At 40.8% G+C, this 14,112-nt stretch carries 14 protein-coding genes; 6 read left to right on the top strand and 8 right to left on the bottom strand.

Features of this window, described 5'->3' with window-relative positions; translation table 11 throughout:
* Nucleotides 1-3: 3 nt before the first annotated feature.
* The 3 genes from sapF to gstA all read left to right on the top strand — a co-directional run bounded on the left by sapF (nucleotide 4) and on the right by gstA (nucleotide 2,685).
* A complete protein-coding gene (gene sapF, locus H8A87_RS17025; protein WP_198691114.1) occupies nucleotides 4-813 on the top strand; it encodes a putrescine export ABC transporter ATP-binding protein SapF in 810 nt (269 codons plus the stop codon).
* 228 nt (nucleotides 814-1,041) lie between these two features.
* Nucleotides 1,042-1,830, top strand: coding sequence for an enoyl-ACP reductase FabI (gene fabI, locus H8A87_RS17020; RefSeq protein ID WP_198691113.1), 789 nt, complete (start codon nucleotides 1,042-1,044; stop codon nucleotides 1,828-1,830).
* A 246-nt stretch (nucleotides 1,831-2,076) separates the two neighbouring features.
* A complete protein-coding gene (gene gstA, locus H8A87_RS17015) occupies nucleotides 2,077-2,685 on the top strand; it encodes a glutathione transferase GstA (RefSeq protein ID WP_198691112.1) in 609 nt (202 codons plus the stop codon).
* Nucleotides 2,686-2,775: 90 nt separating this feature from the next.
* On the opposite strand, the gene pdxY is transcribed toward gstA, so the two are convergent.
* The 4 genes from pdxY to anmK form a co-directional block, all read right to left on the bottom strand.
* The gene (gene pdxY / locus H8A87_RS17010; protein ID WP_198691111.1) at nucleotides 2,776-3,654 is read right to left on the bottom strand and encodes a pyridoxal kinase PdxY; all 879 of its coding nucleotides are present in this window, start codon (nucleotides 3,652-3,654) and stop codon (nucleotides 2,776-2,778) included.
* A gap of 108 nt (nucleotides 3,655-3,762) precedes the next feature.
* Entirely contained in the window at nucleotides 3,763-5,034 is a 1,272-nt protein-coding gene (gene tyrS / locus H8A87_RS17005; protein ID WP_198691110.1) for a tyrosine--tRNA ligase, read from the bottom strand.
* A gap of 273 nt (nucleotides 5,035-5,307) precedes the next feature.
* Nucleotides 5,308-5,961, bottom strand: coding sequence for a pyridoxamine 5'-phosphate oxidase (gene pdxH, locus H8A87_RS17000; RefSeq protein WP_198691109.1), 654 nt, complete (start codon nucleotides 5,959-5,961; stop codon nucleotides 5,308-5,310).
* A 110-nt stretch (nucleotides 5,962-6,071) separates the two neighbouring features.
* Nucleotides 6,072-7,181 carry an anhydro-N-acetylmuramic acid kinase gene (gene anmK, locus H8A87_RS16995; protein WP_198691108.1) on the bottom strand — a complete coding sequence of 370 codons (1,110 nt, stop codon included), beginning with the start codon at nucleotides 7,179-7,181 and terminating at the stop codon, nucleotides 6,072-6,074.
* Between the two features lie 357 nt (nucleotides 7,182-7,538).
* Between anmK and H8A87_RS16990 the strand changes: the two genes are divergently transcribed.
* Nucleotides 7,539-8,012, top strand: a complete 474-nt coding sequence (locus tag H8A87_RS16990; RefSeq protein ID WP_198691107.1) for an outer membrane lipoprotein — start codon at nucleotides 7,539-7,541, stop codon at nucleotides 8,010-8,012.
* A 78-nt stretch (nucleotides 8,013-8,090) separates the two neighbouring features.
* On the opposite strand, the gene slyA is transcribed toward H8A87_RS16990, so the two are convergent.
* Entirely contained in the window at nucleotides 8,091-8,528 is a 438-nt protein-coding gene (slyA, locus tag H8A87_RS16985; protein WP_198691106.1) for a transcriptional regulator SlyA, read from the bottom strand.
* A gap of 678 nt (nucleotides 8,529-9,206) precedes the next feature.
* Entirely contained in the window at nucleotides 9,207-9,446 is a 240-nt protein-coding gene (locus tag H8A87_RS16980) for a DUF1289 domain-containing protein (RefSeq protein WP_198691105.1), read from the bottom strand.
* Between the two features lie 358 nt (nucleotides 9,447-9,804).
* Here H8A87_RS16980 and H8A87_RS16975 point away from each other — a divergent pair, with 358 nt between their 5' ends.
* On the top strand, nucleotides 9,805-10,899 hold the full coding sequence (locus H8A87_RS16975) for a tyrosine-type recombinase/integrase (RefSeq protein WP_198691104.1): 1,095 nt from the start codon (nucleotides 9,805-9,807) through the stop codon (nucleotides 10,897-10,899).
* A 282-nt stretch (nucleotides 10,900-11,181) separates the two neighbouring features.
* On the opposite strand, the gene H8A87_RS16970 is transcribed toward H8A87_RS16975, so the two are convergent.
* Nucleotides 11,182-11,691, bottom strand: a complete 510-nt coding sequence (locus H8A87_RS16970; protein WP_198691103.1) for a hypothetical protein — start codon at nucleotides 11,689-11,691, stop codon at nucleotides 11,182-11,184.
* A gap of 422 nt (nucleotides 11,692-12,113) precedes the next feature.
* Here H8A87_RS16970 and H8A87_RS16965 point away from each other — a divergent pair, with 422 nt between their 5' ends.
* Nucleotides 12,114-13,151 carry a hypothetical protein gene (locus H8A87_RS16965; protein WP_198691102.1) on the top strand — a complete coding sequence of 346 codons (1,038 nt, stop codon included), beginning with the start codon at nucleotides 12,114-12,116 and terminating at the stop codon, nucleotides 13,149-13,151.
* A 47-nt stretch (nucleotides 13,152-13,198) separates the two neighbouring features.
* Here H8A87_RS16965 and H8A87_RS20055 read toward each other — a convergent pair whose 3' ends face one another.
* Entirely contained in the window at nucleotides 13,199-13,951 is a 753-nt protein-coding gene (locus H8A87_RS20055) for a phage tail fiber protein (RefSeq protein ID WP_232370337.1), read from the bottom strand.
* Nucleotides 13,952-14,112 lie beyond the last annotated feature (161 nt).

Here is a 14,112-nt window from a genome sequence, read left to right as displayed (position 1 = left end):
TAATTGGTTGAGACATTATTGGAAGTCAAAAACCTGACGAAAACATTCCGCTATCAAACCGGACTATTTCGCCGTCACCATCTTGACGCCGTAAAACCCGTGAGCTTTATATTGCAACCTAAAAAAACACTGGCCATCATTGGTGCAAATGGCTCCGGTAAATCCACACTGGCAAGAATGCTATCGGGAGTGATTGAACCAACATCAGGTGAAATTCTGATTAACAGTCATAAATTGACTTATGGGGATTACAGCTATCGCAGCCAGCGCATTCGCATGATTTTTCAGGATCCCAGTACTTCATTGAATCCTCGCCAGCGTATTGGTCAGATCTTGGATATGCCATTAATCCTGAATACAGAGTTGTCCCCTTCCGAGCGGGAAAAACGAATCAACCAGACATTACGTCAGGTTGGTTTACTGCCAGATCATGCCAACTATTATCCACACATGCTCGCATCAGGACAAAAGCAGCGCGTGGCTTTGGCACGAGCCTTGATATTGCAACCACAAATCATTGTCGCAGACGAAGCATTGGCTTCCCTTGATATGTCGATGCGCTCCCAAATCATCAACTTGATGCTGGAGTTACAGGAAAAACACGGTATTTCTTATATCTATGTCACTCAACATCTCGGTATGATGAAACATATCAGTGATCAAGTACTGGTGATGCATCAAGGAGACGTTGTCGAGCGTGGTAATACAGCAGAAGTACTGGCTTCTCCACTGCATGATATTACACGCAAGTTGATCGCCAGCCATTTTGGTGAAGCTTTGTCCGCTGAAGCGTGGCGGCAGGATATCACTTAATATTTTAACTGGATGTATTTTATTCACTGATCGGAACAGCATGGGAAACTCACCACATTTCTCTCCGGCGTGGTAGAATCGTCTCCGTTTATTCACAATAGGCACCGTAATCATGCTGGGAATATTTATTATTTTTGTTACTCCATGACTATTGGTGTTTGACCGCAAAGAACTATTTTGATCACAAAGAACTATTTTGATCACTTAAAGAACAATAAGGATACTGCTATGGGTTTCATGACCGGCAAGCGCATTCTCATTACTGGCGTCGCCAGCAAACTGTCTATCGCTTATGGAATTGCCAAGGCAATGCACGATCAAGGAGCTGAACTGGCTTTTACCTACCAAAATGACAAGTTGAAACCTCGTGTCGAAGAATTCGCCGCATCACTGAATTCGAATATCGTTCTGCCATGCGACGTGGCTGAAGATGAAAGTATCGAGGCATTGTTCGTTGAACTGGGTAAAGTATGGCCTAAATTCGATGGCTTCGTTCACTCTATCGGCTATGCACCCGCTGATCAGCTTGATGGTGATTATGTTAATGCCGTCAATCGTGAAGGTTTCAAAATTGCACATGATATCAGCGCATACAGTTTCGTCGCGATGGCAAAAGCATGCCGTGAGATGCTGAATCCTAAATCTGCCCTGCTTACCTTGAGCTACCTAGGTGCAGAACGTGCGATCCCTAACTATAACGTAATGGGTCTGGCGAAAGCTTCTCTGGAAGCGAATGTGCGTTATATGGCTAATGCAATGGGTGCTGAAGGTGTTCGCGTTAACGGTATCTCTGCGGGCCCAATCCGTACTCTTGCGGCATCTGGTATCAAAGACTTCCGTAAAATGCTGGCACACTGTGAAGCAGTTACACCAATTCGCCGCACTGTAACAACAGAAGACGTTGGTAATGCTGCTACATTCTTGTGCTCTGATCTGGCTGGTGGAGTTACAGGTGAGATCCTGCACGTTGACGGTGGTTTCAGCATCGCTGCCATGAATGAGTTAGAATTAAAATAATAGCTCATTGATATATTAAGATAGCCCCAGCTTATACCTTTATGATTGGGGCTATTTCTTTTCTATCTTCTGCATCCCTTTGCATCAATTTATTTTTCACATCATCGTGCCTCCTTCACACCATCTAAGCATTTGACTATTTTTTTATTTGAAGTGCAGCTAAAGTAGATACAGTTGACAATCTATTACCAATTAATTTCGTTCTATTGCATCCCTATATTAAAAATTTTGATTACGGAGCAACATATGAAACTATATTATACGCCGGGTGCTTGCTCACTCTCCCCACACATTATCCTCCGTGAAACTGGGCTAGATTTCAGTCTCATCAAGGTAGATTTGAAAAATAAAACCACAGAAAGTGGCGACGACTTCCTCAAAATTAACCCCAAAGGGCAAGTTCCAGCTCTGGTACTCAATAATGAGGACATTCTCACGGAAGGCCCGGCTATTGTTCAATATATAGCTGATAAGAAATTAGATAGGAAGTTAATAGCGCCAGCCGGGACTTTAGAACGTTATCATCAAATCGAATGGTTAAATTATATCGCCAGCGAAATACACCAAAGCTTTTGGGCATTCTCTCCCATAATGGCGACACCAGAAAGTTATCGTTCTACTGTTCGGAATAAATTGCTGGGGAAATTGACTTACCTTGATGGTATTTTATCAAAACAATCACATATCGCAGGTGATCATTTTACGGTAGCAGATGCTTATCTATTCACCACCTGCACTTGGATGCCTAGCATCAAACTGGATACATCCAAATTAAGACATTTAAGTGTTTATTTACAAAAAATTAAGCAACGCCCACATGTTCATGATGCTTTGAAAGCAGAAGGGATAATTTAAATCTAGCAGCGGCTGCTTCCGGTAAACCAATTCAGTAATTCAACACATCAAAGGCTACCGGAAGCATAATTTCACTGAAAGTCTTGAGCGTCAGTCTATTTGTACAGCATTAAATTGATGCTCTGGTGTAACCATCTTATCTTGAGCAGCAACAAGCTGTAATTCAAACTCCTCACTCTTTTGTGTTTCCAACATGACTTCATAAACTGCCGCGGTGATATGTTCTAACGCAGCTTGTAATGCTACATTTGTCAAAGATGGGCTTTTCAATAGATTGACGAGGAATAAACCACTCGTTAAATCACCGACACCAACTGGCTGACGTGTCCCCGTGTCAATCAATGGGCGGCTGATATGCCAACTGTGTTCTTTAGTCACCAGAAGCATTTCAAAACAATCTACTCGATAACCTGCACGACTCAAGTGCTTAACTAATACAATTTTAGAACCTTTTTCACATAACTCACGAGCTGCGGATATAGCTTGTTCTACATTTTCAATTTTCCGCATCGTCAGTGTTTCAAGCTCCAATAAATTAGGTGCAATCATATCACTGGCAGGCAATGCTTTTTCACAGAAGAATTCAGCAACACCTGGTGCGACAATACATCCTTTTTCTGGGTGTCCCATTACAGGATCACAGAAATACCACGCTTCAGGATTAGCTTTCTTAACCTGCTTCACGATATCAAGGATATAATTTCCCTGCTCCGCAGAACCAATATAACCACTCAATACTGCATCACAGGATGCTAATTTATTAATTTCACCAATTCCCTGCGCAATTTCAGTCAAATGTTCTGGTGGCATCACACAACCACGCCATTGAGGATATTGGGTATGATTAGAAAACTGAACCGTATTTAATGGCCATACGTTCACTCCCATACGACGCATTGGAAAAACAGCCGCGCTGTTCCCCGCGTGACCAAAGACAACATGAGACTGAATTGAAAGAACATGTTTCATGATAAGGCCTAGTTTATTATTTTATATTCATGGATAACTTATATTTATAAAGGTGTCAGATACTTTAAGGGCAACATTACTGTTGCCCTTAAGAATCACCTTTATGGATTATTTCCAGTTAATAAGGCAATAATGCTTTTTACCGCGACGTAACAAGGTATAACGCCCAAACAAACGATCGCCATCCGCAAACACATACATAGGCTCGGATTGTTTTTCACCATTGATCGAAACCGCATTAGAGCTGATCATGGTACGCGCCTGTCCACGGGAAGGAACAAATTCAGCGGTGACCAGTGCTTGTTGCAAATCAGCCCCTTTTTCAAGTTCAACCGCTGGCATACCATCTTGGGCCAATTGTGCCAGATCATCTTCGGTCAAATCAGCAACCATCCCCGAGAACAAACTCTCAGTGATGCGCTTCGCCGCAGCAAGACCTACTTCGCCATGCACCATACCGGTGACTTGCTCTGCCAATACATATTGGGCACGTGGAGCTTTACCGCTGTTCTTATCTTCTTCTTCCAATGCATTAATTTCTTCAATGTCCATAAAAGTAAAGAATTTCAGGAAACGGTAAACATCTGCATCTGCTGTGTTAATCCAGAATTGGTAAAATTTGTATGGGCTTGTTTTCTTCGGGTCCAACCAAACTGCCCCACCCTCTGTCTTACCGAATTTAGTTCCATCTGATTTAGTGATCAGTGGCACTGTCATACCAAACACTTGTTTCTGGTGTAAGCGACGAGTCAAATCAATACCTGAAGTAATATTGCCCCATTGGTCTGAACCACCAATCTGTAATTCAACACCGTATTTTCCATTCAGGTTTGCAAAGTCATATGACTGCAACAGGTTATAAGAAAACTCAGTGTATGAAATACCGACATCATCACGATTCAGGCGCTGTTTCACCGCTTCTTTGTTGATCATCTGGTTAACGGAAAAGTGCTTACCAATATCACGCAGGAAAGCCAGCACATCCATTTCACCAAACCACTCATAGTTATTGGCTAACTCCGCCCCATTTTCACCATCAAAACTGAGGAATGGCGAAACCTGCTTGCGAATTCTTTCAACCCACTCTTTGACGGTTTCTTCTGTATTTAATTTGCGTTCAGTTGCTTTAAAGCTTGGATCGCCAATCAAACCTGTCGCACCACCGACCAACGCAATAGGCTTATGCCCAGCAAGTTGGAATCGTTTTAAACACAGCAAGGGAACCAGATGGCCCAAATGCAAGCTGTCGGCGGTAGGATCAAAGCCACAATAGAGAGAAACCGGACCTTGCGCCAGTCTCTCAGCTAACGCCTCTTCATCCGTTACCTGGGCAACAAGGCCCCGCTCTTGCAGTTGTTTAATCAGGTTATTGCTAGACATCAATGACTCCATCGGTTTGTATACTTTACCTATAATATATATACCTTTCATCTTTCAAGTTGCTGCTCTGTTGGCTGTAACTTGAAATCTATTGGGTATTATAAATATCTCGTTATAAATCGCGGGCTATAGCATAAAACGCCAGTAATATAAGTGCCAGTATTAAAAACGGTAATTATACCCCCATCTTTCAAGTCACTACTTTATTGGCTGTAATTTGAAAGTAATTAGGTATCACTCGGTATAGGGCATTCTGTATTGGGCGTTGTGTTGTTAAGGAGCCAAGCGATCAATATGCCACTCATTACCTTCACGCTGATACAAAAAACGATCATGAAGACGATGAGCACCTCCCTGCCAGAATTCCACCGAATCAAATTCGACTCTGAATCCTCCCCAGAAACTGGGCAAAGGAACTTCACCATTCTGGAATTTCTGTTTTAACTCCAAAAACTTTCCTTCCAAAATTCCTCTGGCAGAAACCCGTGAAGATTGCTGAGAGGCCCAAGCCGCAATTTGGCTATCTCTTGGACGACTATGGAAATATTTCACTACCTCAGTAGGAGACAATCGCACAGCCTTACCGAGAAAACTGACCTGCCGCTCCAATTGATACCATGGGAAGTGGAGACTGATCCGATTATTCTGAGCCAGATGCTTCGCCTTGCGACTACCAAGATTGGTATAAAAAACTAGGCTGTGAGCGTCAAAATGTTTTAATAAAACAATGCGCTGATAGGGCTGGCCTTGCTCATCCACTGTAGCAATACACATCGCCGTCGGATCGCTGAGTTTAGCTTCACAAGCCTGCTTTAACCAACTCTCAAAAAGCTCAATCGGTTCTTCAGTAAGATCTTTTCGCCTTAACCCACCACGTATATATTCGCGGCGTAGTTCTGCGATAGCCGTTTCATTATGTTCTGACATTTCTAACTCTCGGTTTCTTAATGAGTATTAGCATATCATTATTATGCTGCTAGCTAACTGTTATCTAACAACTATTATCTGTTAATAGGTAATAATCTGTTAACAGATTATTATCCAACTACAGGGTAAATCGCCCCTAAAATCGTTTCCCTGTCCGCCCCTGTTACTGATGGTAAATTACCAGACAATCCAGACATGGTTCGGAATGCCAACCAAGCAAATGCCAGAGCTTCCATGTCGTCACCACTCAGCCCATATTTGTCTGTCGTAGTCACTTCAGTACCGGATAATGAAGCAGATAACCGATTCATTACGAGTGGATTTCGAGCCCCTCCGCCACAAACCAAAAGACGATCACATCCACCACTCAACATGACTTGTTGAGCAATACTTACAGCCGTTAACTCAGCCAATGTTGCCTGAATGTCCACTGGTACAACATCAGAAAAATCAGCTAGCTGTTTTTCCAACCATGCCATATTAAAATATTCACGCCCCGTACTTTTTGGTGCCGTACGTGCAAAATAGGGATCAGAAAGCATTTTCTGAAGTAAAGGCTCATTAACGGTTCCTTCACTGGCCCACAGCGCATCTTTATCATAAGGCAGTTGCTTATGCCGCCATGTCCAAGCATCCATCAACATGTTACCCGGCCCAGTATCATATCCTTTAACAGTAGAATTAGGCAGAAGCGCGGAGATATTTGCAATTCCGCCAACATTCAGAATAATGCGCCTTTCTGTTGGGTGCCCCAATACAGCCATATGGAATGCTGGCACCAAAGGCGCTCCCTGACCACCATAAGCCATATCACGCCGTCTGAAATCACCTACAGTTGTAATATTAGTAAGTGCTGCAACACGGTTATTGTCACCGATTTGCATGGTAAAAGGTTTTTCACCGTCTGGCTCATGCCATACCGTCTGCCCATGACACCCAATTGCAGTAATATCACTTGCGGTCAGCTCTGCTTTATCCAGTAACCCTTGCACGGCTTCCGCAAAAAGAGTACCAAGTTCATAATCAAATCTTCCCACCATCGATAATGTCGTTTGCTGCCCCTGACAGATAGAAAGTAATTTTTGTTTAAGTTCCTGCGGGAAAGGATAGTTATAACTCACTTGCTGAGTGACGACTTTATCACTAATTTCCGCCAGAATAACATCAACTCCATCCATGCTGGTGCCAGACATCACACCAATATAACGTCCTGACTTCATAAATATTCTCCTATTAAAGAATGGATTACATTTAGCGTGCAAATTACATTTAATCTTGGGTAAACTATAAAACACATCTATTTGGACTATATATGTTTAATGTTCATTATCAGAGATAAAATCTAAGTTTTGGAGAGCTCTTCACAAAACATGCTAAACTTTTGGTCAGGAATTATTCCTTTCGGAGTTCATCGTGAGCATTTATTATATATGTAGATATGAGGCACTGGTGGCTGGCAAATTTATTATTCCTGCTACTAACAATAGCATCTGCTGCTAACAACAATAGTAGCCGAATGCTTGGTTATAGGTTTATTATCAAGCTCCCCCTATCGGGCATTAAAATTAGGAGTGACTATGTTAAAACGTTTCCTGGTTGGTGCAGTTGTAGTAACCACGTTATCTGGTTGTGCAGACATGGGAGCACTTTCTAGTGATACTTATTCTATTGGTCAAGCCAAACAAGCTCAAGCTGTAACCTATGGCACCATCCTGTCTGTACGCCCCGTCACTATCAAAGGTAATCAAGCTGGTGATCCTAATATGTTAGGTCTCATTGGTGGAGCCGTTTTGGGAGGGTTGTTGGGTAATACGGTCGGCGGTGGTACTGGTCAAAGGCTTGCGACAGCTGCAGGAGCTATTGCTGGTGGTATGGCTGGACAAGGAATCGAGGGCGCTATAGATCAGACAAAAGGTGTTGAGTTAGAAATTCGTACAGATAGCGGAAAAAATATCATTGTGGTACAAAAATTGGATCGAGTCGCATTCAATAGAGGGCAGCGTGTCAGGATTGCCGATAGTGGGGATTCTCTAACCGTTTCACCACTTTGAAATACTCAAGCAACACAAGACTAAAAAATCGCGGCTTACCAGTATCTGGACCGCGATTTTATTATTATCGATTAATTTTTATATTACCTGTTTATGTAATTGGCTAATATTTTTTTCGATTTTTTTTATTACAGAAGCAAGGAGAGTTAACTCATCATGAGTAATTCCTCCCAAAATTTCTTTCCTTGTCGAATCAATAACACTATCCACTTCTCTGATAAAAGTTTCCGATTCTCCGGTTAATTTGATTCTTTTTGCTCGTCGATCATTGACACATGTATGCCGTGTAATCAGCTTTTTTTCTTCTAATTGATCAAGAGTCCTCACCAGAGATGGTTGCTCGATACCAATAGCTTTCGCGAGCTGTATCTGTGACTGCTCTGGTGGCAGCTGACTAATATTGTATAGAGTAACCCAATGTGTTTGAGTTAATTTCAACGGTTTCAAACGATGATCAATTAAAGCGCGCCAAACACGAACTAAACGTGCCAGGTCTGATCCCAATGTCAATTCCAATTACCCCTCCTTATAATTAGAGACTCATATAACATCAATGAATTATCCAATCAGTTTATTCATATGAATAATGGATACGCACTCTATATCATGCTTACATTAGCAGAGTCAGAAATTTCGCTAATTACCTAATTAGTGTCGCGTTGGCTTGTTACTCAAAGTTGACATCTTCGTCGCCCTAAAGAGCGAAATTCTACGGTACACCGAATAAAATCGCACATTAAACCACCAACTATATAAACTGTATAAAATAATCCTCCAACTAAACTATTGCAATTTTAAATATCAACAAAAAAAATACAAACCCCCAAAATATATACATTTCCACTCGGTTAAAGTTCTATAAGAATAACCGCCATCCAAATACTAATCTATATATTTTTACATTAATATCATTTTTCTCTTACAGAGAGTGCCAAAATTAGAATAAATAACATAAAAAACAAACAGATAACAAATCATCTCTTTTATTGTTCAATAAATAATTCTTTGATAAGAAATTTTTATCGAAATATCTCAACCAATCAATAGAAGCAAAATTTTGAAATGACTTATGTCAAATTAAAGAGATGTAATATAAATAATATATCATTTATTACTGGTATTATTTTTTATTTTTAAGGTAATCCTAAACCATTATTCATATAAGTAATATTTTTTCATCAATTCAGTATAAAATTAAAATAAATCGGTCTGATCCGGAATAATATCTCCTTCATCCCCTTTTATTTTTAAAGTCCTTAGATATCTCTGATGACATAACCGCAATATCTTTCTTTTTTCACTATTCGATGATTCCATCCACATAAATCGTTCTTCCCTGCTCCGATAACATCCTCGGCAAAAACCACGGGAATCAGATTCACAAATTCCTCGGCAAGGATTTGGAATAGCAAAGAATTCTAGTTGTTCAGCCATCTAATCCTCCTGCACCTAGATTTATCAGCCCACTCCCCATAAGGAAACGGCCATATTGGTCAGTATAAGCCTCAAGCATAACAATTTAAAATGAAATAATAACAAACTAAACTAAATAAATGAAAGGGCAAATTGAATTATTTTATCTATACAAGTTATAGTTGGATAGATAATAAAAACAAATAGCCCTATCTAATCGGCAAAGCCTCACCATACCTTGCTATCACAGTGAAATTCATACACTTTTACTTTTACTTATTTTCGTGCATTTGGGGTTATTTTAGGCTATTTTGTCATTAACAGCACCCCAAATAGCACCCCTGTTATTATGGGGAGTCCGAACAGGAAAATATTAAAAATGGCCTACTATAGTATAGAAAAACGCCCACGTGCAGATGGCACAATACGTTACCGCTGCACCGTTGGTGTTAAATCTGGCGGCAAATATATTTACAGGGAGAATCGCACATTTGGAAAGCAGGCTCATGCCAAAACATGGGGCATCAAACGGGTGGCGGAACTGGAACAAAATGGAATCCCTGTACATGACGATATGGATGATTTAACAATTGGTGATTTATTATCTAAATATATTAATGATCCAAATGTTGGTGGAAAGGCAGGGAAAACGAAGAAATCTATATTAAATATGTTATTACGCAGTGAACTCTCAAAATTATTGCTATCTGAGCTATCAGTTAGTCATATTATTGAACACTGCAAGCAGCGACACTCTACAGGAATCGCCCCCTCCACTATCATTCATGATGTCATCTATTTGTCATTGGTCTTAAAATCAGCCAAGCCTATCTATGATATAAACTATACTTCAAACCCCGCACATGAAGCTCGTCCACTTTTAACCCAAATGGGATTAATCGGCAAAGCCCAACGACGCAGCAGGAGACCAGAGGTAAACGAACTAGCGCAACTAACTGAAGCACTACGCAAACGAAGTGGTCACTGGAGGAGTAAAATTCCTTATGAGGATATATTGAATTTCTCTATACTTACCTGCATGCGCATAGGGGAAGTGTGCAAAATCAGATGGGATGATATAGACGAAAAACAGAGAGCGGTTCTTGTAAGGGATAGAAAAGATCCTAGAAAAAAAACTGGTAATCATATGTTCGTCCCTTTACTTGGAGAGGCATGGAATATAGCTCAAAAACAACCAAAATCTGATAATGAATTTATATTTCCCTACAATCCTTCAAGTATATCCCTCGGATTTCATCGGGTGTGCAACGAACTGGGTATTAAAGATCTCCGCTATCATGATCTCCGCAGAGAAGGTGCGAGTCGCTTATTCGAAGCAGGGTTCTCAATTGAGGAGGTGGCGCAGGTTACGGGACATCGTTCTCTCAATATATTATGGCAAGTCTATACAGAACTGTTTCCAAAAACTCTGCATGACAAATTCAATAAGCTAGCGCAACAGAAAGAAGAATAATTTCCAAAGGGCAGGTTTCTGCCCTTTAACATATGAAGCGATAGCCTGAAAGAATTTTCCGATTTGAAATCGGGAAACCTGCACCATGCAGGAGATAAGAGATATCGAGGGGTTAAAGAGGATAATTCTCCTATTTAACGTAACCTATTGATTTTGCTTAATTCTGTCAGAAAACCAGAGATTAATGGAATCAAGGGGTTAAAAGGTGAGAAATCTCACCTTTATATCGATAGTTTCAGTTCATCAAGAAATAAATAATCATATTTAAATCTCAGTGCATTTCTACTTCGAAAAACCTATACTTATAAAATCAGGTGTGTGAACACCGACACTTCCCATCTTTGTCATGTGACAATTATTCAGATCTGAGCAATAATTAAGACAATCCATGTCTGCACATGTTGCATAGCTAATTAGATTTTCGCAGGTGCTTGTAATTGCTGCATGCCAATGATCAAACCAGTAATAAGTAACACTAAGTTGCACGAAACAAGCTTTAGGGTCTGTACTGGCGTGGTTGTGTGTATGACTCACTGCCCAGATTATCTTTTTTTGTATTCCAGCGCATATGCCAAGACCAGCGTTACTATCTTCAATGGTCATCTTATATTGATTGCTAACACTGAAATTTAATGGACCCGCGCTATCCATACATTTATCATTTATTCTAGATAAGTGAGTAGCACTAGTGTTAGCTGGATTTGAAAATGTTATATCATATTTCTGCCAAGATAAAGCCGGTTTTGCGATTAAAAATAACGCCATTAAAATAACACCAAGTAAAGCTTTCATATCGCCTCCTTTTGATGAAATTACGCAAAAGAATTATTATCACTTCATTATTAATAAAGCGCTAACATGATAATTTCTTTATCATATAGGTTATTTACCCATGCGATTTAATGTAAATAAATTCATTTAATGACGATAGCTTAAAAGCCAGCAATCGATTGAGGTGATTTAATATGACCCGCCCCTTCCCTCGGGTTCAGTTACCTTAGTCCCTGTTGCTATAATCCCCCTTAAAAATCACTTCATATCGGCATCATTCCATTCAATAACAATAACTTATGTAACTACGTGCGCGTTATAAAATTCATCTCACAGATTAAGAAAATTCCGATCATATATTAGGGGAAGTTAATTAGTATGGGCGCTAACACTGATAGGAGTCATATCAAGACTATATATAAAAATTTACTATGGAATGAATTATGGAAGCAATTAAGATCAATAACTTAAACGATATCACTGCGCTACTACTTAAAATAAATCAAGGTGAACATATAGATGTTGGGTTATTAGATCTTACGGCCCTAAATGAAATAAAAATCAAGGCGTTTGGTGAAGGTGAGCAGTTTTCAGGAAAACTTACATCATCCATTTGTTACGGGCTTAGAGATTTTCACAATGAACTTCTAAAAACATATTGCATCATTAGGTACAATACAGATAATTTACGGCATTTAAAGGATGCTGATAAAGAAGCTCTCGAAATAATATTCTCAATAGAACCCGGCTGCACTCAAATCTTAGCAAATCTGAAGGATTTTATAGTAAGTTGTGGTGAAGCATTCAGTAAGGCGACTAACGGTATGACTGGAAACCAAAAAGCAGCGTGTTATATTTTTACAGCGCTTTGCGTTACGGGATACTTTGCTTTTGATAATTACAGTGAAAGGCAGTCCATCGAAGCAATCGCGGAAAAAGAGAACACTAAAGAAATTGAATTGCAAAAAAATCAGCTTGAACAAATGCAAGAGATTAGGGCGGGAATTATTCAGGCTTTATCTGTGAATAACAAGCAACCTCTGATAATGCCAGAGATAGAAACAAAAGCCTCAAAAGCGTACGAACATGTAATAAAACCACTTGCAAATGCTGACAAGATAGAAATTCAAAGCGTTCAAAATGTAGAACTTAATAATAAAGAAATTAATGAATTTTTAGCTAATCCAACTCCCAAGATTCAAAGCGAAGATGCGAAAAAAGTCTTGGAAATTGATAGCATTAAGCGAACCTTTGAAAAGCTGACAGTAATCTGTAGAGAAAAAGGCTCAGAAGATTCATTTGCTCTATATGTTGATCTTAGCTTTATCAACAAAGATGAAGTCGATATTTTGTTCGATGCATTCAAAAATAACAAGCCTGTGACTGTCCAAGGTAACTTTAAAACAAGAGCCCGAATTATTGAAAGAGCAAACGCCTCATCAATTACAGCGCATTCTCCCACGCAGCCAAAGAAAATCTAATCTAAATTAATGCTTCTCAGCCCTCTCTGAGGGCTTTTTCACATCTGTCACAAACCTACACCCACCTTCTCCCTCAAATTCCACACCGAATCTGCCGGCATCTGAACGCGGACGTCCAGGCGACACCCTTCGGGAATGTCACAGGGTTCCCCATCAGCGTAGTAAACCTTCTCGCCGTCCACGATGGCTTTTATCCGCCGGTTCTGAAACCGTTCAGGCAAATGCGCGTGCTGACGGTGGAACGTCTCAATGGTGATGCTGCCGTCCTTCTTCACCCGGTCATCAAGGTAGATGAGTTCCAGTCCGTTGTTGTTCTTCGGCGAGGAAATACCGCCATGCACCCCCCATGCCCCGTCAGCGTTATAGCCCAGTACCCCGGAGACCTGATAGTGACCGGTGCCAAGTTTGGCAACCGTGGCCCCTTCGGATTCGTCGTTGGGGGTAAAGGTGCCGTCGGGGTGAATTTGGATGATGGGGGAGGATTTTTTGTAATATCCGCCGGGATCCACAGTCCACATATTGGAGGTCATGACGGTATAGTTTACCCATGAGCTGCCTCCGGTCAGCCTCTTAATATACATAATAGGCAGGTTATAGTTTGACAATACAATCATCTGTTGGTTATGAGAGTTATAACACGTCTTGATAACAGAGCCGAATGGAATGTAGTCCCCCGTTAGATTGGCTGTACGGTTGGTGTACGAATAAAATCCTATTTTATATCCCCTATCCTCCATGTCTCCAATGAATGACTGACCATCCATGTTGCCAGTGCCAATTCCATACTCCCCCACTTTCATCGCATTTCCCAGCCCAATATTCCGCACAAACTCCGGTTTATTCGGAATATCCGCCCCGTTCCGGCCCCTGTCCAATTTCCGGTCCATCTCCGCCTGCAATGCCCGGATCGATTGCAGCGCCACCGTCTGGCCATTCGGCAAAGTCACATTCACCACGCCAT

The sequence above is a fragment of the Xenorhabdus lircayensis genome, assembly GCF_016306625.1.
GTDB lineage: Bacteria > Pseudomonadota > Gammaproteobacteria > Enterobacterales > Enterobacteriaceae > Xenorhabdus > Xenorhabdus lircayensis.
This window is presented reverse-complemented; position numbering and strand designations above follow the sequence as displayed.

Excerpts from the sequence above, each read along its gene's own strand:
- fabI (WP_198691113.1), top strand. The coding sequence starts at position 1,042 with ATGGGTTTCATGACCGGCAAGCGCATTCTCATTACTGGCGTCGCCAGC.
- gstA (WP_198691112.1), top strand. The coding sequence starts at position 2,077 with ATGAAACTATATTATACGCCGGGTGCTTGCTCACTCTCCCCACACATT.
- pdxY (WP_198691111.1), bottom strand. The coding sequence starts at position 3,654 with ATGAAACATGTTCTTTCAATTCAGTCTCATGTTGTCTTTGGTCACGCG.
- tyrS (WP_198691110.1), bottom strand. The coding sequence starts at position 5,034 with ATGTCTAGCAATAACCTGATTAAACAACTGCAAGAGCGGGGCCTTGTT.
- pdxH (WP_198691109.1), bottom strand. The coding sequence starts at position 5,961 with ATGTCAGAACATAATGAAACGGCTATCGCAGAACTACGCCGCGAATAT.
- anmK (WP_198691108.1), bottom strand. The coding sequence starts at position 7,181 with ATGAAGTCAGGACGTTATATTGGTGTGATGTCTGGCACCAGCATGGAT.
- H8A87_RS16990 (WP_198691107.1), top strand. The coding sequence starts at position 7,539 with ATGTTAAAACGTTTCCTGGTTGGTGCAGTTGTAGTAACCACGTTATCT.
- H8A87_RS16980 (WP_198691105.1), bottom strand. The coding sequence starts at position 9,446 with ATGGCTGAACAACTAGAATTCTTTGCTATTCCAAATCCTTGCCGAGGA.
- H8A87_RS16975 (WP_198691104.1), top strand. The coding sequence starts at position 9,805 with ATGGCCTACTATAGTATAGAAAAACGCCCACGTGCAGATGGCACAATA.
- H8A87_RS16970 (WP_198691103.1), bottom strand. The coding sequence starts at position 11,691 with ATGAAAGCTTTACTTGGTGTTATTTTAATGGCGTTATTTTTAATCGCA.
- H8A87_RS16965 (WP_198691102.1), top strand. The coding sequence starts at position 12,114 with ATGGAAGCAATTAAGATCAATAACTTAAACGATATCACTGCGCTACTA.
- H8A87_RS20055 (WP_232370337.1), bottom strand. The coding sequence starts at position 13,951 with ATGAAAGTGGGGGAGTATGGAATTGGCACTGGCAACATGGATGGTCAG.